Genomic DNA, 19510 nt, shown 5'->3' with positions numbered 1-19510 from the left:
TCACCATGGTTTTGCTTAGTCTCTTTTGTGCTGCTATCTCCATTACACTAATTTGTTGGTTGCTCTTAAAGGGCTTTAATCAAGCAGCTAATCGTTATGAGCATCAGCTCAAAGAACAAATGCGGGTGCAGCTAAGTGATGCGTTTATTTTCTTTGACCCGGTGCAGCTTTGGAGTCTTTCGGTAGCTGCAACGGTTGGTGTGTTTTTTGTGTCATGGCTACTGTTTCAGTTGTGGTGGCTGTCGCTGTTATTCGCATCGCTCGTCTTTTTTATGCCTAAGTTATTGTTGTATTTGCTAAAGAAACGACGTTTACATACTTTTGATAAACAGTTACCTGACTTTTTAATGGCCTTATCCGGTGCCTTAAGAGCGGGTTCTGGAGTGCAAACCGCTATTCAATCGCTGGCTGAGGATGTGCCTTCACCCTTGGCCCAAGAGCTTTCACTGGTGCTTAGAGAGCAGCGATTAGGGGTGCCTTTTGAGCAATGTTTACAGCACCTCGCACTACGTATGCCTTCGGAAGCGTGTGAGTTATTTGTTTCCTCGCTACGCATCAGTGCTCAAACAGGTGGTAATTTATCCGAGGCGATTGAAAGAATTGCCTCTACCTTGCGTTCGCGCTTACAAATTCAGGCAAGAATTAAGGCCTTAACCTCACAAGGTAAAATGCAGGCGGTGATCATGTGCTTATTACCCATTGGCTTGATGTTTGTGTTGCATCATCTGGATCCTGAGGCCATGAGTCAATTATGGCAAAGCTATATGGGCTGGGCTGTGTTAGCAATTATCTTCTTTCTAGAGGCTTTAGGCATTTGGATGATTAGCAAAATCGTTGCCATTGATGTGTAGGAGTGTTTATGTCGCCCTTATTCATTTATTTAAGCTTGTCCGCTACTGCGCTCTGCTTAGGGCTGATGGTGTATTGGCTCTCAATGCCTGGCATTAAAGAGGATGTTGAAAAACCCCAGCAACTTGAAATTCATCGTGCTTGGGGACCAGTGTGGCCATGGATTACTTTATTCGCCAATTTAGCTAAGCCCTTTATGTCATGGCGTTATCGGCTGGCTGTGGAAAAAGCGATTATCAGGGCGGGGCGCTTGGATTCACTGGCGCCAGAGCATGTGTTGGGCATGCAAATCGGATCGGCAATGTTTGGTGCTGTAGTCGCTTATTTTCTTGCTGTAAGCCTGGACTTTTCTCAGCTAATCGCGGTGATATTGTCCTTTTGTAATGCATTATTATTTTTTTATTTGCCACGTTATCACTTAGTGCAGCAAGGCAAGCTACGGCAAAAGCAAATCCTTAAGCAGTTTCCCTTCTTTTTAGACATGATTACGCTTTCGGTTGAGGGTGGTTTAAATTTTCACGGAGCCTTGAGCCAAACCCATCACTTATTACCTAAAGGACCTTTGAAAATGGAGATAAACCATGTGCTCAGTGATATCAGGGCCGGACTTTCAAGAAACGATGCCTTAAAAGCCTTGGCACAGCGTACTGATTTAGAGGAGTTAAATCATTTGGTTTCATCCATTGCGCAAAGTCAGAGGCTCGGGGTTAGTTTAGGACCTATTCTAAGGGCGCAATCTGAACAGCGACGTAGCGAACGCTTTATGCGTGCTGAAAAGCTTGCCTTGGAAGCGCCTGTCAAAATGCTTTTTCCTTTGGTGACATGTATTTTTCCTTGCACCTTTTTAGTGATTGCCTTTCCGATTGGACTAAAACTGATGGAGGCAGCATGGTAGCTAGCGACAGACAGCAAACAATCACTTACTGCTTAAGTCCTTTGGCCAAAATAAAAGGCTTATTAACTAAAACTAGTCTGCCGGCAGGGGAGTATTATGTTTTTCCGTCGTGTCAAGCGATTCATACCTTTGGTATGCGTTTTGCTATTGACGTGATTTTTTGCAATAAAGAGGGATTAATCCTAAAGTATTGTCGACAAGTCGTTCCTAATCGTATAGTCTTTTGCAGAGATGCTTTTTTTGCGATTGAGTTGTGTGCAAATGAATTTTTAAATCAAGAGCAGCTTAAAATCATTGTAAGCACATGTTTAAAACTTGATAAATCGTATCCACAGCGTATTCGGTGGATTTAATTAGCTACACGATTTTTATAAACTAGATGGAGGGGGTATGAGTTACAAAGTACCTGTCGATGATATTAATTTTAATCTTAAAGTGATGGGTTTATTGGAGCAGATCCAAGCCTTGTCGGCTTACGAAGAGATTAGCGATGATTTGGTTGATGCCATTATCGAAGAAAATTCACGTTTAGTTGAGGAAGAAATTGCGCCATTAAATGTGGTCGGTGATCAGGATCTTCCAAGCTGTGAGCAGGGTGAAGTGAGCTTATCCAAAGGCTTTAAAGAGGCCTTAGCCTTATTCGCCGAGGGTGGATGGCAATCGTTGGCGCATGGGCCTGAGTTCGGTGGTCAAGGTTTTCCAAAGCTCATTTCTACCGTTTTATTTGAAAATCTAAACGCGGCTAATATGGCGTTTGCCTTATGCCCAATTTTGACTGATGGTTGTATTGAGGCAATCAACCAAGCCGGCACCGAAGAGCAGAAGCAATTATATATTCCACCGATGGTGGAGGGGCGTTGGACGGGAACGATGAACTTAACTGAACCTCAAGCGGGTTCTGACCTAGCGCTTTTGAAAAGCAGAGCAGTACGCCAGGACGATGGCAGTTATCGCATCAGTGGTCAAAAAATCTTTATTACTTGGGGTGAGCACAATGCCTCAGAAAATATTATTCACCTTGTCTTAGCGCGCACGCCGGACGCTCCCGCCGGGGTTAAGGGGATTTCTTTATTTGTGGTTCCTAAGTTACTGGTCAATGAAGATGGTAGCTTAGGCAAACGCAATGATGTGGTGTGTGCCTCACTTGAGCACAAACTAGGTATTCATGGTAGCCCTACTGCCGTGATGGTTTTCGGTGACAACCAGGGTGAAGTAGGCGAGGGCGCAATTGGCTACCTCATTGGCGAAGAGAATGACGGTCTACGCCATATGTTTGTGATGATGAACGAAGCTCGCTTTGCTATCGGTTTACAAGGTACTGCAATCTCTGAACGGGCTTTACAAATGGCTTGGGCTTATGCTCAAGAACGTTTGCAGGGGAATGCGGTTGAAGGCGGTCATCGTGATACCGTCGCGATTAATCAGCATCCCGATGTACGTCGTATGTTGATGACCATTAAAAGCCTAACCGAAGGTAGTCGCGCCACTGCCCTGTATGCGGCGAGCTGTGCGGACCTGGCTAAGCATCATGAAGATAGCGAGCAACGAGCGCATTATCAAGCGATTTATGAATATTTAGTGCCAATTGTTAAAGGCTTTGCGACAGAAATGGCGCAAGAGGCTACCTCATTGGCTCTGCAAGTCCATGGCGGTATGGGTTATATCGAGGAAACCGGTGTGGCACAGCTGTACCGTGATGCGCGCATTCTGCCAATTTATGAAGGTACGACCGCCATTCAGGCAAATGACATCATTGGTCGTAAGACCATGCGTGACGAGGGCGTTGTGGCTAAATACTTTGTGGCAGAGATATTGGAGACGGCTTCGCGTTTGGCAGCTCACCAGCATGCAGACTTGAAGTTCATCGGCAAAGCGCTACAAGCTGCCGCAGAATCCTATGCTAAGGTGGTTGATAGCATTTTGAGCTTGGGTGCTGAACGTGCTATGAGGCAGGTGTTTACAGCCAGCGTATCTTATTTAATGTTGGCAGGTTATATGCATACTGGTTGGCAATTAGCCCGCCAAGCGCTCGTTGCCGCTGAGCTGGATAATGGCAATAATAAAATAGCAACAGCCTTATTTTACGCTGCACAAATTTTGCCACGTGTGGATGCATTAGCAAATGCTGTATTTGACAGTGAGCAATGTGTAAGAAGCTTTGAGGGTATTGATTTTGATGCTTAATCACTCAAAGCATAGCTGCTGATCTATCAACGGGGACCTTTGTGTCCCCGTTGGCTATTTATGGCGCTAACTTGTGGACATCAAAACGATTAGCTAAACGACTTGTTGCAATAATACCGCAAGCCGCACGCAGGATAAAAATAAGCTTGCTAAAATTACTGTATAAGTGTACAGTACTAGATATCGATACAGTAGTTTTGTTCGATTATCAGGTTTAGGGTCCTGATAGGTTTGCTCAGTTGTTTATGTGCAAAGTTTAGACTGAGCAAACCACCACAGATAGACCCATTGGCAATGCCTGTTAGCAATCCTATAAGTCAATCAGGTTTAGGAGTCAGTTATGTCTAGTAAAGCGCCGATTCGTAGTATTTATAGTGTAAACAAAAACGATACACAGTTACAAGCTTCACGGCATGATGCTGTGCAGGATGCTTTATCCATGCATCCAAGCTTTACCCACCAGTATAGTCACAACTATGTGACGCTTTACAAGCGCCGTCCGAGCTCATTTTTATCTAAGCTCAAATCAATTGATATGGCTAGAGTAGGTGATGTCTTAGGAGTAGTATTATGGGCGGTATCCATACCCTTTGTCTTCAGCCTAGCTGCTGTTGCAGTCGTTTAAGCTAGTAGGACTCCGACCATTCAATTACTATTACTTTATGTGCGTTCAGCGCCATGGTAATCGTGATGAAGATTAGCTAGGCCTTATGCCGCCAAAGCTTAAATTGAAGTGGACAGGGCATCTTGAGGGGCTTGGGTGAGCAAAATTTCTAGCACATAATAATGCTATAAAACAGAAAGCCCCACATTATCAAAGCATTATGGGGTTTGTGAAATTCTTTTTATGATCCCATCTAGGTATTGGTATGTGGGACTTGGTGCGTAAATTATTCTGAGCCTGTAAGTGCATGTTTCGGCAAAGAGCCTGTAAATAATCTTGAATATCCAATATTATCTTTCTAAATCGTCGTTATCTTTACTCAATCTGTATTGGATAGCGTGATTGCTTTAAGTCAAAACTGGCGATTAAATATAATGCGCTTTCACGTTCAGTCAGTTTTGCTTGATCTCTTATGTTCTCTTTGTTCTTAAGAATTTCTGTATCAGGGTAGAAATATGAATGCTTATCTTGCGGCGAATATTTACTCATTTTAATCAAAGTTATTAACTAGCTTAACAGCTTCTTCTGATGTGATTTTCTTCTCCACTAGCTTATTTAAAACCTCAAGCGTTCTTTCAGTTGGTACTATACCTTCTAAGGCTAATGAGCCTATAGCTTGATCTAATATTTTTTTCTTTCTTCAATAGAATCTGTGTATACTGCTTGATTGCCCACTTTAAACTCCGTAATTGAAAATAATATTATAACTAGTCCCTTACTGCTTTTTAAACATCATATTGACAAAGAAAAGATGTAATGATCCAGCATAATTTTCATAACCTTTCAATATCTTAAATGTTTAGTGTTTTCGTTCATAGATTAAGTTCATTAGGGATGTTGCTGTATCTGGATAATGTCGCTCATTTATTAAATTAATTTTAATTGAAGGAAATAACTCTTCAATGTCATTTTGAAGGCCACCTAAAGTAAATAAGCATGTTCCGACAGGATAGGTAATCATAATATCTAAATCACTGTCTTCCGTATCTTCACCTCGTGATACAGATCCAAATACTCTTGCCTTTTCTATTTCTGGATATTTAGCAAAGAGCTCCAGCAATTTGCTGTAGTTTTGTTTTAAAAGTTCGGATGGTTTCATAACAAAAGAAAAAACCCCATAAAATCAATGTCTTATGGGGCTTATGCAGTTCTATACAATCCTATGCAATATAGGCAATGGTAGGCGGTACCGGAGTCGAACCAGCGACCTCTACGATGTCAACGTAGCGCTCTAACCAACTGAGCTAACCGCCTATATTTGATAAGAAAATGATTATAGGGCGTACTTTTAATTTTGTCAAACTCACCCGCCGTTTTATTCAATATTTAAGGCCTGTTCACGTAATTGTTCTACATGGAGTTTCATTTCAATAACGGCGTTAGTATTGTCCAAGGATGCTGATTTGGAGCCTATGGTATTGATTTCCCTATTCATTTCCTGAAACAGGAAATCTAAACGTTTACCCAGGCTTTGCTTATTTTTAGTGTTGTTTTTTGGAAGTGGCTTAGTCACTTCTTCTGGGTGAAGTTCAGCTGCGCTTGGCCCATCGTGTTTATTACTTAATAAAGAGCTTAATTCACTGGTATGTGATTTTAAGCGTGTGATTTCCTCGGCAATATCCACACGCATACCAAAGAGGGCGCTTTCTTGGGCGATGCGCATAGATAGCTCTTCACCCGATATTTGCTCAAAGCCATTAGGGGCAACGGCTTGTAGGGCTTCTGTCAGACGTTGTTGGATTTTTTCTTTTTGTGCCTGGATTAAATCGTCTTGGCGCAGTTCAAGTTGAGTAACTAGGGCTAGAATCGCTTCGGCGTAGCCTAACATAGTATCAGCTAATCTAGCGCCTTCTCTTAAACGCATAGCCTTGAACTCCTTAATCGCTAAATGCACCGTGTCTAAACAACGCTCATAAATTAACTGCCAGCGTTGTGCTTCTTCATTTTGCTCAGCTTCCGAGCTTTGTGCTAGGGCTTGTGCTGTTTTGGCTAATTGCACAATCTCCGTAAAGCCTGGCGTCGGCATATCTGGAAAGTACTGCCGTACTTTTTTAATTTCTGTTAAGACCGGCGTCATGGCCTCCGCACTAAATTCAGTTTGCTCCTCAAAAAGCGCAGGTTTGAAGCTGATCTTTAATTCGGCTTTGCCACGCTGTAAATGTTGTGCAAGTACTTCTCGGAGCTGCTCTTCAAGTACTTTAAAATCTTCAGGCATGCGTAAGCTCAAGTCCAAATAACGGTTATTCACGCAACGCAACTCCACTGAAAGTGTGCCGTATTCAAACTCTGTTTTGACATTACTAAAAGCAGTCATGCTGGAAATCATTTTAAGTCCCTTAAAAGTGCGGTGCCAATGGTATAAAACTCACGATAAAGCCTTATAATATGGCATATCTGAATATTTGTAAAAATTATCGAGGAAATTATGCCTAACACACCCTTTAGTATTGATATTCAACGGCCTTCCGGACGTGAAATTTCTGCCATGCGTCAGGTTAAAATTACTCGCAATTTTACGCCTTATGCTGAGGGTTCGGTACTGATTGAAGTAGGGCAGACAATCGTACTATGCAATGCCAGTGTGCTGGATAAGGTACCACCTTTTTTAAAAGGCAAAAATCAAGGTTGGGTGACTGCCGAGTATGGTATGTTGCCGCGTTCAACCCATAGCCGTTCTGAGCGAGAGGCGGCACGTGGTAAGCAGAGCGGCCGTACTCAAGAAATTCAACGTTTAATCGGTCGCAGTTTGCGTGCGGTGACAAATCTCTCTAAACTCGGTGAACGTACGATTCATTTGGACTGTGATGTGATTCAAGCCGATGGTGGCACCCGTTGCGCTTCAATTACTGGTGCTTGGATTGCTTTGGCAGATGCTGTATCGAAGCTGCTGAGGGAAAAGCAAATTGATGATAATCCCTTAAATGACCGTGTTGCTGCGGTTTCAGTAGGTATGTGGCAAGGACACCCCATTCTGGATCTCAATTATGAAGAGGACGCATCATGTGATGCTGATATGAATGTGGTGATGACAGGCAGTGGTCACTACGTGGAGATTCAGGGCACGGCTGAGGGACAGGTTTTTTCTAAAACTGAATTAGATGCCTTATTGAGCCTAGCAGGTAAGGGCATTGCCCAACTATTGCGCGTGCAGCAAGACGCTTGGCCCCAACTATAACCGATTAATCAGCAGCTTATGTCTTTACTTACTACCCTTGATGAGATTGTTTTAGCTTCAAATAATCAGGGCAAACTCAAGGAGTTTGTCGCTTTATTTAATCAGTATGGGATTAGCATCAGAGCGCAGGGCGAGTTTCATGTCGCCGAGTGTGACGAGCCTTTTCATACATTTTTGGAAAATGCCCTAGCCAAGGCACGTCACGCCAGTAAAGAGACGGGTTTAGCAGCGATTGCCGATGATTCAGGTATCGTTGTGCCAGCGCTTAAAGGCTTTCCCGGTGTGATGTCAGCACGCTATGCGACCTTATTCGGCGAGCCAAAGTCAGATGCCAATAATAACGCCTGTTTAATCCGTCAATTACAAGCACATAGCGACAAATCAGCGGCCTATATAGCGGTGCTTGTCTTTGTTCGACACGCTGACGATCCGGCGCCTATAGTGGCGCAGTCCTGGTGGCATGGGGTGATTGTGGAGGAACCGCGTGGAGCCAATGGCTTTGGTTATGACCCGCATTTTTATTTGCCTGACTATGGCCTGACGGCTGCCGAGATGGAGCCTACACTTAAAAATAGTTTAAGCCATCGAGCCGCTGCTTTAAAAAAATTAATTGCAGAAATGGATGAAGCGCAGCAGTGAAGACCATTCCAATTCACCGCTCCACCACCGTAGCTAAGGTAGCCTCTCAGCCAGGGGATTCATTAGGTGGCGCACGACCACAGTTTGTAGAGACATTGCCACCTTTGTCGCTCTATGTGCATGTGCCATGGTGTGTGCAAAAGTGTCCTTATTGTGATTTTAATTCACATGCCTTACAGGGTGGTATTCCAGAAGCGCATTATTTACAGGCCTTGGAAGCGGATTTAATACATCATTTGCCGCATATTTGGGGACGCACCATACACACCGTCTTTATTGGTGGTGGTACCCCAAGCCTCCTTTCTGCAAAAGCCATGGACCATTTGCTAAGTATGTTAAGAAATCTCTTAGGCATTGTTCCCGCGATTGAAATTACGATGGAGGCTAATCCCGGTACGGTCGAAGCGACTAAATTTAAGGAGTTTGCCGCAGCCGGCATTAATCGCTTATCATTAGGCATTCAAAGTTTTAATAACGAGCATTTGCATACGCTGGGACGTATTCATAGTGCTGAAGAGGCTATGACTGCGATTGAGATTGCACAGCGCTATTTTCCACGGATTAATCTGGATCTGATGTTTGCCTTACCTGCTCAGAGCTTGTCAGATCATGAACGCGATTTACAGCAAGCCTTAGCTTTTGGTACTGAACATTTATCACTCTATAATCTAACCCTCGAAGCAAATACGGTATTTGCTAAATATCCTCCTCCTAATCTGCCAGAGGAGGATTTGGTGGACGAGATGCTAGAGCAAAATATTGCCTTAACTTCAGCACAGGGCTTTGAGCATTATGAAGTATCTGCCTACGCCAAGGCAGGTGCCTATGCACGGCACAATGTGAATTATTGGCAGTTTGGTGATTATGTTGGTATCGGCCCCGGCGCCCACGGCAAAATCAGTTTCCCTGATCGTATTGTGCGGACGATGAATCAACGCTCACCACAAAACTGGATGGACAATGCAATTAAAGCAGATGGCTCGCATCAGGTGGAATGGCGTGAATTGCAAGCAGAAGACATTCCTTTTGAGTTTATGCTCAATGCCTTACGCCTAAGAGAAGGGGTGCCAGTAGGCTTATTTGAGGAACATACCGGTCTCTCGTCTTTACTGATGAAAAAGCCCTTGCAGCGTGCCATCGATAAGCAATTACTTGAAGACTCCGCTTTGGTATATAAAGCGACTGACTTAGGCTGGCGTTTTTTAAATGATTTGCAGGCGATATTTTTGGACTAAGTCGCATTAAAATTTGTTTACATTAAAATTCAGCAAATTGTAAAAAATTCCACACAAAACCGTTCATAATATAGTGTTAGCTATTAAATTTGTTGTTTCAGGAGAATTTCATGACAACCCCCACCCAGGTGCTTGAGCTTATTGGTCAACACGAAGTTAAATTTGTGGACTTACGCTATACCGACACCGTAGGTAAAGAGCATCATATGAGCATTCCGGCCAGACATTTAGACGAGGACTATTTCGAGTCGGGCTACGCCTTTGATGGCTCCTCTATACCCGGGTGGAAGGGGGTGGAGGCCTCCGATATGCTGTTAGTGCCGGATGCTAGCACGGCGCGTTTAGACCCTTTCCGCGAGGAAACCACCTTAATCATGAGCTGTGATGTGTTGGACCCGGTCGATCTTAAAGGTTATGAGCGTGCGCCTAGATCCGTTGCTAGACGTGCTGAAGCCTATTTAAAATCTACCGGTATTGGTGATACGGCCTTTTTTGGGCCTGAGCCGGAGTTTTTTGTTTTTGACGGTATCACCTGGAATGCAGAGCCACAGCATTGCAGCTTTAAGGTGACTACCGATCAGGGTCCCTGGGTTAGCAATGATGAGATGAATGGCCGTAATAACGGCTTTAGACCACGACATTTAGGTGGTTATGCGCCAGTACCACCGACCGATGCCTTTGCAGATTTTAGGGCTGAGGCTTGTTTACTATTAGAGCAACAGGGCGTGCCAGTAGAAATTCATCACCCAGAGGTGGCGACCGCCCAATTAGAAATTGGTACTCGTTTTTCTACCTTGGTTGAGCGTGCGGATTGGAATCAGATTTTAAAATATACTGTCCATAGTTTGGCTCAAATCTACGGCAAGACAGCTACCTTTATGCCTAAGCCGCTTTTTGGAACCAATGGTTCGGGCATGCACGTGCATCAGTCTATTTGGAAGGATGGTCAGAATATCTTCTCGGGTAATGGCTATGCCGGTTTGTCGGATACGGCATTGTTTTATATTGGTGGCGTGATTAAGCATGCACGTGCTTTAAATGCGATCACTAATCCGGGCACTAATTCGTATAAGCGTTTGGTGCCGCATTTTGAAGCGCCCGTGAAGTTAGCCTATTCTGCGCGTAACCGCTCGGCTTCCATTCGTATCCCGTATGTGAGTAGCCCTAATGGACGACGTATTGAGGTGCGTTTCCCAGATCCGTTGGCAAATCCATATTTATGTTTTGCCGCTTTATTAATGGCGGGTTTAGACGGCATTCAAAATAGAATTCATCCCGGTGATCCAGCCGATAAAAACCTCTATGATTTACCCCCAGAAGAGGATGTCAAGGTGCCAACCGTGGCTTCTTCTTTGGAGCAGGCCTTAGAGGCTTTGGATGGCGATCGTGATTTCTTGTTGGCTGGTGGCGTCTTTACCGACGATCTGATTGATGCCTATATCGAGCTGAAGATGAAAGAGGTGGATAGATTACGTGTCACGCCGCATCCCATTGAGTTTGAAATGTATTATTAATTTCAATTAAGCCATTGTAAAGGACGAGTTTTGAATCAAGACTCGTCTTTTTAAGTATTTGTACAGTATAGTAGTACTGGTACTAGTATATCGATTTGTCTTGTTACGCCTTTTAATAGTTGGGACAATTGTTTAAGAAGGTTTTTTAGCATTTGGAGATAAGCATGGCTAAAACATTGTACGACAAGTTATGGGATGAGCACGTAGTGCATCAACAGGAAGACGGTACCTGTATTTTGTACATTGACCGTCATTTATTGCATGAGGTTACCAGTCCGCAGGCGTTTGAGGGCTTGAAAATGGCTGGTCGTCAGCCATGGCGCATTAGCGCCAATTTGGCGGTAGAGGATCATAATGTGCCCACAGTGAATCGTGAACAGGGGATAGCGGATCCGATTTCCAAGCTACAAGTCGATACCTTGCAAAATAACTGCACCGAGTACAAAATCGTTCGTTACGGTATGGATGATATTCGTCAAGGGATTGTGCATGTGAGTGGTCCAGAGCAGGGCGCAACCTTACCCGGTATGACGGTAGTTTGTGGCGACTCTCATACCAGTACCCATGGAGCCTTTGGCGCCTTGGCTTTTGGTATCGGTACCTCCGAGGTTGAGCATGTATTAGCGACGCAGACCTTATTAAAGAAAAAAGATAAAAACATGCTGATTAAGGTCGAGGGTAAACTACCTTTTGGCTGTAGTGCCAAAGATCTCGTGCTACATGTGATTGGTGTGATTGGTACTGCCGGTGGCACTGGTTATGCGATCGAATTCGGTGGCAGTGCTATTCGTGATTTATCGGTTGAGGGCCGTATGACCGTCTGTAATATGGCGATCGAAGCAGGTGCTCGTTCCGGTATGGTCGCAGTGGATGATAAAACCATTGAGTACTTCAAGGGACGCCCTTATGCGCCTAATGCAGAGCAATGGGAGCAGGCGGTCGCTTACTGGAAGACCTTGGTGTCTGACGAGGGTGCGCATTTTGATAAAGTCATTGAAATTGATGCCGCCGATATTCGGCCTCAGGTGACCTGGGGTACTTCACCGGAGATGGTCTTAAGTATTGAAGACAAGGTGCCTAATCCAGCTTCTGAAAGTGATGCGGTTAAGCGCTCAGGTATTGAACGCGCTTTATCCTATATGGGCTTACAGGCCGATATGCCGATGAATGAGATTAGGATTGATAAAGTCTTTATTGGCTCCTGTACTAACTCTCGTATTGAGGATTTGCGTGAGGCTGCTGCGATTGCCAAGGGCAGAAAGGTCGCCGCCAATGTGACTCAAGCGCTAGTGGTCCCCGGTTCAGGCCTAGTCAAACAACAGGCTGAGGCGGAGGGGCTGGATAAAATTTTCTTAGAGGCTGGTTTTGAATGGCGAGAGCCGGGTTGTTCTATGTGTTTAGCGATGAATGCTGACCGTTTAGAGCCGGGTGAGCGCTGCGCCTCGACCTCTAATCGTAACTTTGAAGGGCGTCAGGGCATGGGTGGACGTACCCATTTAGTTAGTCCGGCGATGGCTGCCGCGGCTGCGGTTAGTGGCCATTTTGTTGATGTTCGTCAATTAGGAGAGTAAGCATGGACGCATTTACTATTCATCAGGGCTTAGTTGCTCCCTTAGATCGTGCTAATGTTGATACGGATTTGATTATCCCCAAGCAATTTTTAAAATCCATTAAACGCACGGGTTTTGGTCCTAATTTATTTGACGAATTGCGCTATTTAGATCATGGTGAGCCGGGTATGGACAATACGAAGCGTCCTTTAAATCCGGATTTTGTGTTAAATCAAGATCGTTATCAAGGAGCATCAATTTTATTAGCTCGGGAGAACTTTGGTTGCGGTTCTAGTCGTGAGCATGCACCTTGGGCTTTGATGCAATATGGTTTTAAAGCCATTATTGCCCCATCTTATGCGGATATTTTCTTTAATAACAGTTTTAAGAATGGCTTATTACCGATTATTTTAAATGAAGCTGAGGTGGACAAACTGTTTACAGAGGTTGAGGCTAATCCTGGCTACGAGCTTCGGATTGACTTGGAGCAGCAGGAGGTTACTGCTCCTTCAGGCGATAGCTATCATTTTGACATTGATAGTTTCAGAAAGTATTGCCTACTGAACGGCCTTGACGATATTGGTCTAACATTGCGTGAAGCGGATAAAATTAAAGCCTATGAGGCCAAGCGCTTAGCTGAGAAACCATGGCTTGCCAACGTTGTGGCTTAATTTAAGACGACAATTATCAATCCACAGACCTTAAGGCATTTAAGGTCTGATTTTATAAAAAGATATCAATTATGACTTTTAAAGTAGCAGTTTTACCCGGTGACGGTATTGGTCCTGAAATTATGGCGCAGGCTTTGCGTGTACTAAAGGCCTTAGATTTGGAGCTGAGTTTTGAAGAGGCACCCGTGGGCGGTGCCGCTTATGAGAGAGACGGTCATCCTTTACCCGAGCGCACTTTGGAATTAGCAAAAAATGCAGATGCGATTTTGTTTGGCGCTGTGGGTGATTGGAAGTATGACGCCTTGCCGCGTCATTTACGTCCTGAACAGGCAATTCTTGGCTTACGTAAGGCCTTAGGACTTTTTGCTAATTTGCGCCCGGCCATTTTATACCCTGAATTAGCAAACGCTTCTTCTCTAAAGCCGGAAGTGGTCGCAGGTTTAGATTTACTCATTGTACGCGAATTAACTGGTGATATTTATTTCGGTACGCCACGAGGTGTGCGTAAGGTAGAAGATGGGCCATTCCAAGGTGAGGACGAGGGTTTTGATACCATGCGTTATGCTGATAGCGAGGTCCGTCGTATTGCCAAAATTGCTTTTGAAGCGGCTAAAAAGCGTCGTGGTAATTTACTCAGTGTCGATAAGGCCAATGTACTCGAAACCTCACAATTTTGGCGCAATATTATGATTGATGAGAGTCGTCATTATCCCGAGGTGGAGTTAAATCATATGTACGTGGATAATGCGGCGATGCAACTCGTGCGTGCACCTAAGGAATTGGATGTGGTTGTGACCGGTAATTTATTTGGCGATATTTTATCGGATGAAGCGGCGATGTTGACTGGCTCTATCGGTATGCTGCCTTCAGCCTCATTAAATGAAAAAAATCAGGGCCTTTACGAGCCAAGTCATGGCTCTGCACCAGATATTGCTGGCCAGGATATTGCTAACCCCTTGGCGCAAATTCTCTCTGCTGCTATGATGTTACGCTACAGCTTTGATCTGGAAGCACCCGCACAGCGCATTGAGGCTGCAGTGCGTCAGGTGTTGGCTGAGGGTTATCGCACGGCCGATATTTATGAAGCAGGTACTAACAAGGTCGGCACCAAAGCCATGGGTGATGCGGTATTAGCTGCGCTACAGGACTAAGCATTGTCAGTACAATTTAATCGTGACAATTAAAGCCGATTATCTACTCAGCTAGGGTGATAATGATATTATTTCAGATTAAGTATTTTTATAAGTGAGCAAATCTATGTCAAAAGCAGTTGGTCTTGTCGGTTGGCGAGGCATGGTGGGTTCGGTTCTCATGCAGCGCATGCGCGATGAGGGTGATTTTAAATTGATCGAACCGGTATTTTTCTCTACTAGCAATGTTGGTGGTGCCGCACCCGAATGGGCTGAAGGCGCAGCGCCTTTACAGGACGCCTATGATATCGACACGCTTAAGAAATTACCCATCATTGTAACTGCTCAAGGTGGCGATTACACCAATGAGGTGTACCCTAAGCTACGCGCAGCGGGCTGGGATGGCATTTGGATTGATGCGGCTAGCGCCTTACGCATGCACGATGACGCCGTGATTGTACTTGATCCAATTAACCGTGATTTAATTGATGCCTCGCTGAGCAAGGGGGTGCGTGATTTTATCGGTGGTAACTGCACTGTTAGCTGTATGTTAATGGGTGTTGGTGGTTTATTTAAAGCCGGTCTGGTTGAGTGGATGAGTAGTATGACTTATCAGGCAGCGTCTGGTGGTGGTGCACAGCATATGCGTGAGCTGTTGACGCAGTTTGGCATTATCGGCAACTCAGTTCAATCATTATTAGATGATCCTGCCTCGGCTATTTTAGACATTGATCGTCAGGTATTAGCTACGCAACGTGATGAGAGCCTACCACACAGTAACTTTGGCGTACCTTTAGGCGGTAGTTTAATTCCTTGGATCGATACTCAGTTGGACAATGGTCAATCACGTGAGGAGTGGAAGGCGCAGGCTGAGACCAATAAGGTGTTAGGTCGTAGCGGTGATGAGCTGATTCCGATCGACGGTTTATGCGTGCGTATCGGTGCCATGCGTTGTCATAGTCAGGCCTTAACCTTCAAGCTGAAAAAGGATGTGCCTTTAGATGAGATCAACGATATCATCAGTAGCAGTAGTGATTGGGCCAAATTAATTCCGAATGAACGCGAAGTGACGATGCGTGAATTAACACCGATTGCGGTAACGGGTACTTTAGATATCCCGGTGGGTCGTGTACGCAAGCTTAATATGGGTCCGGAGTATATTAGTGCCTTTACCATTGGCGATCAGTTACTTTGGGGGGCAGCAGAGCCTTTACGCCGTATGTTACGAATTGCCTTGGGTGAGCTGTAAATCCTAGCTGATTCAGTATTTGATTGTCTGAGCCTTTAGAAAGATGAAATTATTGCTTTTTATCAATGACCATGTCGCCATAAGTTTAGTGATACTTGTTGTCTTGATTGCATTATTCGTCTTTCTAGCTCAGAAAATATCAACGAGTGGTCGGAGCAATTGCGCAGAAGCTCAGCGTGACAAGTCCGGCACAGTGCCAAAGCCACGTGCTGCCTCCGAGCTCGATCAAAGTCCAGCTGCTAAAGCGTTTAGAGCCAAACTTAAAGAAATCAATCTCGATTTGGATAGCGATTGATGGCTAAGCATCGTATAGCTTTAGGTATTTCCTATCAAGGGCAGGCCTACTCGGGTTGGCAAATTCAAAGTGAACGTGCTACCGTGCAGGGGGCGGTGGAAGCAGCCCTCAGTCAATTTATTACCACACCCACGCAGGTTATTTGCGCCGGTCGTACCGATACCGGCGTGCATGCAATTAATCAAGTAGTGCATTTGGATACGGATGCTAGCCGTAGCGATAATTCCTGGGTACGCGGGGTTAATGCCTTTTTACCCCCGGATATACGGATTAAATGGGCGACCGAGGTGGCGGCGGATTTTCATGCTCGCTTTGATGCCAAAGCCCGTACCTATATCTATATTTTGCGCAATCACCCGGTTGCTTCGGCACTCCTCAATGGCTTAGTGGGGTGGTTTCATTTGCCTTTAGACTTAAAGCAAATGCAGGCAGCAGCTACTTATCTAGTGGGTACGCATGATTTCAGTAGCTTTCGTTCTTCAGAGTGTCAGGCGCATTCGCCGATCCGTACCATTTATGATTTAAGTATTCGTCAACAGGGTAATTTATTTATCTTTACAGTTCGTGGTGACGGGTTTTTACATCATATGGTGCGAAATATTGTTGGTTCTCTCGTCTATGTCGGTAAGGGAAAATATCAACCCGAGTATATGGCTGAAATTCTGGCGCATCGCGCACGTAAATACGCTGCCCCCACCTTTATGGCGGATGGTTTGTATTTAGCCCATATTGCCTATCCAAAACATTCGGGCATTAATCACTTATTGCCCGAATTAACACTCGCTGAAAGTCTGAACCACTTACTGAATGCGTAGTTTGCTTAGTTGCTCTTATCCATACGATCCGCACGCGCCGATGGGTTAGGGTGGGAGGCGAAGATGCTGGAGTTATTGCCACCTAGGGCGGCCAGTTTACGTAGCGCAGACACAGCCGGCTCCTTGCCTTTGCCATGCGCTTTTAAGACTTTAAGCCCGTAGGCGTCAGCTTCATACTCATGTGCTTGAGAGTATTGCGCATTGATTAGCTGATGACCTAATTGACCGATGGCGCCACTTGATAGGGCAGCGACTGGCGAACCACTGGAAGCAACCGCTTGTAGTGCTGCTGAGCTCAGTAATTGGGTGCGAGCTTGCTGCTTAGAGTGACCATGCACCACATGCCCGACCTCATGCCCAATGACATAAAGCAATTCATCATCCGTCATTTTATCCATCAGACCACTATAGACGCGAATACCGCCATTTGGCAGGGCAAAGGCATTAATTTCAGGGGTCACATAGACCTTATAATTTAACTGATGACCGCTATCGCTTTTAAGATTACGTGTGATGCGATTTAAGCGCTTAGTATAGGGACTGGAGGCAGAAGCCACCTTGTTTTCACCGTCCAGTTTTTGTTGGGTACGCACTCCTAAAGCTCGGATTTCACCATCGTCAATCGAAGCTGCGCTAGCCAAGGTACCAGCGGCACCAATCATACCGGCAATATCCATCCCTTGGCAGGCTGTTAAGCTAAGACTAATGGCGGCGGCTGCTAGTAGCTTTTTAGTCATGATTGTATTTCCTCAGTCAATTGAATTCAGATTAATAGCGCTTTCACTAAACTAAGCGCTTTGATATATTTGTTTGTAACTAATATACATGGCACAGTAAAGGCTCATTAGTAGTGATATTAAAATTAGTTGCAGTATAAATGCAAGAAAAGCGCCGACAGCGCCGAATGACATTGCAACAAAAATTAAATTCCATATCACATAGCCACCAAGCAAAACGGGTAGGCCTAACATGACAAAGGCGCCTAAATTACGCATCACGCCGATCACAGAAAAGACAATAGATTTTACAACTTCAGTGCCATTCCATAAAATTAATGAAGGGACAAACCAGTAGACTAGGGTGATCAGTAGCGAATAAACGATCATCACCACGATAGCAAAGACATTTATCGAGCTGGCGATAGCAGCATACGACTCCTCGGTAATCTCGGCTGCGGTGAGCGCATCGATGAGATGCGACATCTCACTTTCTTCAATCAAAGCGGGGGTGAAAAACATATTTAGGATGATAAAAATCCCCCCATAAAAAAAACCAGCCACTAGCAACGACTTCAGGATGTTATCCTGCTTAAAAACATCAACTAGCTCATTTAGACTAAAGCGCTTTCCTGCGTTGATATGATGGCAACATAGCAAAATAAAAGCGACATATAGCGGCTGCACCAAGGCCACACTAAATAAACCAAAAAGCCCTAGTAGCTGGATGCTAAAGATCGTATTTAAATGCCAGATAAAGGCGAGTAAAAGAAAAAACGCAGGGCGCTTTTTGAAAATAGCAAAGCCCTTGAGAAGCCAGTCGAAACCGGCGCTTGCTGGAAGTCTTAATGCTTGCATTAACAGTCCTTAGCGGATGGGTAAAGGCGGAATTTCGCCATCGGTACGAGCTTTAAGGATGCGCTCAAAGTGTGTAGGATCGTGTGGTTTTAAGCTTTGCGCTGGGCGTGGCAGATAAAAATCATAGAGTCTAGAAGTCCAAAATCTCAGTGCTGCTGCTCGTAGTGCAACTGGCCACAAGGCTCGCTCTGCATCGGTAAAGGACCGACCCTGGTGATAGCTATTAAGCCAAGCCTCCACTAACTCAGGTATTAATTCACCACTTTCGCGCTCAATACACCAGTCATTAACCGCAACGGCGACATCAAACAACCAGCGATCGACCCCAGCAAAATAAAAATCAATCACACCGCCTAAACTGGGGTGCTCGTAAGTGCCGTCAAATAAGACATTATCGCGGAACAGGTCACAGTGACAGGGACCTCCGGGCATTTGACGCCATGCATAGTCGCTTTGTATCTCTATCTGTTCGGCTAATGATTTTGCATATAAATCCTGTTGCGCAGGGCTAAGAAATTCTTTGATTTTTGGATAAGTCTCTTGCCACCAGCTTAAGCCACGTAAATTAGGCTGGTTTAAGGGTAGGTCATAGGCGGCAATATGCTGTCTAGCCTGAGCACGTGCCACGATTTCACAATGCCTAGCGCTCGGATGCGCTTCCCAACCACCGTTGAGACGCACCACAATACACATCGGTTTACCCTCAAACAAGCCCCAAATGGTACCGTCACGACGCTTTTGTGGCATCGGTACCGCCTGCTTTTTGAGCCCAAGACCATACATCAAATCCAAGTAGAAGGGGATTTGCTCCTGTGTCAGTACTTCAAAAATGGTCAGTACATACTCGCCCTGGGTGGTGCTCAAAAAGTAATTGGTATTTTCAATGCCGGCCGTGATGCCTTGCATTGACACAAACTCACCTAAATCATAATCTTGTAAAATCTTCTGAGCAGCTTCAGGAGAGACGGGAGTAAAAACAGCCATAGAGTTAATTTAATCTTATAAAATGGAAAATGCTTAGTAAAATAATGACTTTAGGGTGATTTTACCAGTCTATGCTGCGAAATCCTA

General features: G+C 44.8%; 20 protein-coding genes and 1 tRNA gene. 14 read left to right on the top strand and 7 right to left on the bottom strand.

The genetic code is table 11. The features are described 5' to 3' along the window. Positions 1 to 5: 5 nt before the first annotated feature. From HMPREF3179_RS00345 to HMPREF3179_RS00325, 5 genes are all read left to right on the top strand, one after another. Positions 6 to 851, top strand: a complete 846-nt coding sequence (locus tag HMPREF3179_RS00345; protein ID WP_018026060.1) for a type II secretion system F family protein — start codon at positions 6 to 8, stop codon at positions 849 to 851. Between the two features lie 8 nt (positions 852 to 859). Then, the gene (locus HMPREF3179_RS00340; RefSeq protein ID WP_018026061.1) at positions 860 to 1744 is read left to right on the top strand and encodes a type II secretion system F family protein; all 885 of its coding nucleotides are present in this window, start codon (positions 860 to 862) and stop codon (positions 1742 to 1744) included. Beyond that, positions 1738 to 2097, top strand: coding sequence for a DUF192 domain-containing protein (locus tag HMPREF3179_RS00335; protein WP_018026062.1), 360 nt, complete (start codon positions 1738 to 1740; stop codon positions 2095 to 2097). Before HMPREF3179_RS00340 ends, HMPREF3179_RS00335 begins: the two co-directional genes overlap by 7 nt. Positions 2098 to 2134: 37 nt before the next feature. Next, positions 2135 to 3928 (top strand): acyl-CoA dehydrogenase family protein, encoded by a 1794-nt coding sequence (locus HMPREF3179_RS00330; protein WP_070469236.1) that lies wholly within the window; start codon positions 2135 to 2137, stop codon positions 3926 to 3928. Positions 3929 to 4268: 340 nt separating this feature from the next. Further along, on the top strand, positions 4269 to 4553 hold the full coding sequence (locus tag HMPREF3179_RS00325; protein WP_048768843.1) for a hypothetical protein: 285 nt from the start codon (positions 4269 to 4271) through the stop codon (positions 4551 to 4553). 529 nt (positions 4554 to 5082) lie between these two features. Here HMPREF3179_RS00325 and HMPREF3179_RS12610 read toward each other — a convergent pair. The 4 genes from HMPREF3179_RS12610 to HMPREF3179_RS00310 form a co-directional block, all read right to left on the bottom strand. Further along, positions 5083 to 5220, bottom strand: a complete 138-nt coding sequence (locus HMPREF3179_RS12610; protein WP_161797543.1) for an antitoxin VbhA family protein — start codon at positions 5218 to 5220, stop codon at positions 5083 to 5085. Positions 5221 to 5391: 171 nt separating this feature from the next. Then, positions 5392 to 5691, bottom strand: coding sequence for a nucleotidyltransferase family protein (locus HMPREF3179_RS00320; protein WP_053087532.1), 300 nt, complete (start codon positions 5689 to 5691; stop codon positions 5392 to 5394). A 78-nt stretch (positions 5692 to 5769) separates the two neighbouring features. Further along, positions 5770 to 5846: transfer RNA gene (locus HMPREF3179_RS00315), tRNA-Val, on the bottom strand. A 61-nt stretch (positions 5847 to 5907) separates the two neighbouring features. Then, positions 5908 to 6906, bottom strand: a complete 999-nt coding sequence (locus HMPREF3179_RS00310) for a YicC family protein (protein ID WP_246824312.1) — start codon at positions 6904 to 6906, stop codon at positions 5908 to 5910. Positions 6907 to 7017: 111 nt separating this feature from the next. Between HMPREF3179_RS00310 and rph the strand changes: the two genes are divergently transcribed. From rph to truA, 9 genes are all read left to right on the top strand, one after another. Further along, positions 7018 to 7767 carry a ribonuclease PH gene (gene rph / locus HMPREF3179_RS00305; protein ID WP_048768839.1) on the top strand — a complete coding sequence of 250 codons (750 nt, stop codon included), beginning with the start codon at positions 7018 to 7020 and terminating at the stop codon, positions 7765 to 7767. Between the two features lie 18 nt (positions 7768 to 7785). Continuing rightward, positions 7786 to 8406, top strand: coding sequence for an RdgB/HAM1 family non-canonical purine NTP pyrophosphatase (gene rdgB, locus HMPREF3179_RS00300; RefSeq protein WP_048768836.1), 621 nt, complete (start codon positions 7786 to 7788; stop codon positions 8404 to 8406). After that, positions 8403 to 9641, top strand: a complete 1239-nt coding sequence (gene hemW / locus HMPREF3179_RS00295; protein ID WP_070469234.1) for a radical SAM family heme chaperone HemW — start codon at positions 8403 to 8405, stop codon at positions 9639 to 9641. The genes rdgB and hemW overlap by 4 nt, the downstream gene beginning before the upstream one ends. 110 nt (positions 9642 to 9751) lie before the next feature. Continuing rightward, positions 9752 to 11155 (top strand): type I glutamate--ammonia ligase, encoded by a 1404-nt coding sequence (gene glnA, locus HMPREF3179_RS00290; RefSeq protein WP_036557609.1) that lies wholly within the window; start codon positions 9752 to 9754, stop codon positions 11153 to 11155. A gap of 164 nt (positions 11156 to 11319) precedes the next feature. Beyond that, positions 11320 to 12726, top strand: a complete 1407-nt coding sequence (gene leuC / locus HMPREF3179_RS00285; protein ID WP_070469233.1) for a 3-isopropylmalate dehydratase large subunit — start codon at positions 11320 to 11322, stop codon at positions 12724 to 12726. A 2-nt stretch (positions 12727 to 12728) separates the two neighbouring features. Then, positions 12729 to 13376: a 3-isopropylmalate dehydratase small subunit gene (leuD, locus tag HMPREF3179_RS00280; RefSeq protein ID WP_048768827.1), complete on the top strand. Its 648-nt coding sequence runs from the start codon at positions 12729 to 12731 to the stop codon at positions 13374 to 13376. Between the two features lie 71 nt (positions 13377 to 13447). Continuing rightward, entirely contained in the window at positions 13448 to 14527 is a 1080-nt protein-coding gene (gene leuB, locus HMPREF3179_RS00275) for a 3-isopropylmalate dehydrogenase (RefSeq protein WP_070469232.1), read from the top strand. 106 nt (positions 14528 to 14633) lie between these two features. Next, the gene (asd, locus tag HMPREF3179_RS00270) at positions 14634 to 15755 is read left to right on the top strand and encodes an aspartate-semialdehyde dehydrogenase (RefSeq protein ID WP_070469231.1); all 1122 of its coding nucleotides are present in this window, start codon (positions 14634 to 14636) and stop codon (positions 15753 to 15755) included. Between the two features lie 294 nt (positions 15756 to 16049). Further along, positions 16050 to 16865: a tRNA pseudouridine(38-40) synthase TruA gene (gene truA / locus HMPREF3179_RS00260; protein ID WP_070469229.1), complete on the top strand. Its 816-nt coding sequence runs from the start codon at positions 16050 to 16052 to the stop codon at positions 16863 to 16865. A gap of 5 nt (positions 16866 to 16870) precedes the next feature. Here truA and HMPREF3179_RS00255 read toward each other — a convergent pair whose 3' ends face one another. Genes HMPREF3179_RS00255 through HMPREF3179_RS00245 form a run of 3 tightly spaced genes read right to left on the bottom strand, consistent with a single transcriptional unit; the run spans position 16871 to position 19423 of the window. After that, positions 16871 to 17602, bottom strand: a complete 732-nt coding sequence (locus tag HMPREF3179_RS00255) for a M48 family metallopeptidase (RefSeq protein WP_036557590.1) — start codon at positions 17600 to 17602, stop codon at positions 16871 to 16873. A gap of 51 nt (positions 17603 to 17653) precedes the next feature. Continuing rightward, positions 17654 to 18439: a BPSS1780 family membrane protein gene (locus HMPREF3179_RS00250; protein ID WP_070469228.1), complete on the bottom strand. Its 786-nt coding sequence runs from the start codon at positions 18437 to 18439 to the stop codon at positions 17654 to 17656. A 9-nt stretch (positions 18440 to 18448) separates the two neighbouring features. Then, positions 18449 to 19423, bottom strand: coding sequence for a homoserine kinase (locus tag HMPREF3179_RS00245; RefSeq protein WP_070469227.1), 975 nt, complete (start codon positions 19421 to 19423; stop codon positions 18449 to 18451). Positions 19424 to 19510 lie beyond the last annotated feature (87 nt).

This window comes from Oligella sp. HMSC09E12, from assembly GCF_001808505.1.
GTDB classification, from domain to species: Bacteria; Pseudomonadota; Gammaproteobacteria; order Burkholderiales; family Burkholderiaceae_B; genus Oligella; species Oligella urethralis.
The sequence above is the reverse complement of the archived record's forward strand: the minus strand, read 5'-3'. Positions and strand labels throughout refer to the sequence as shown.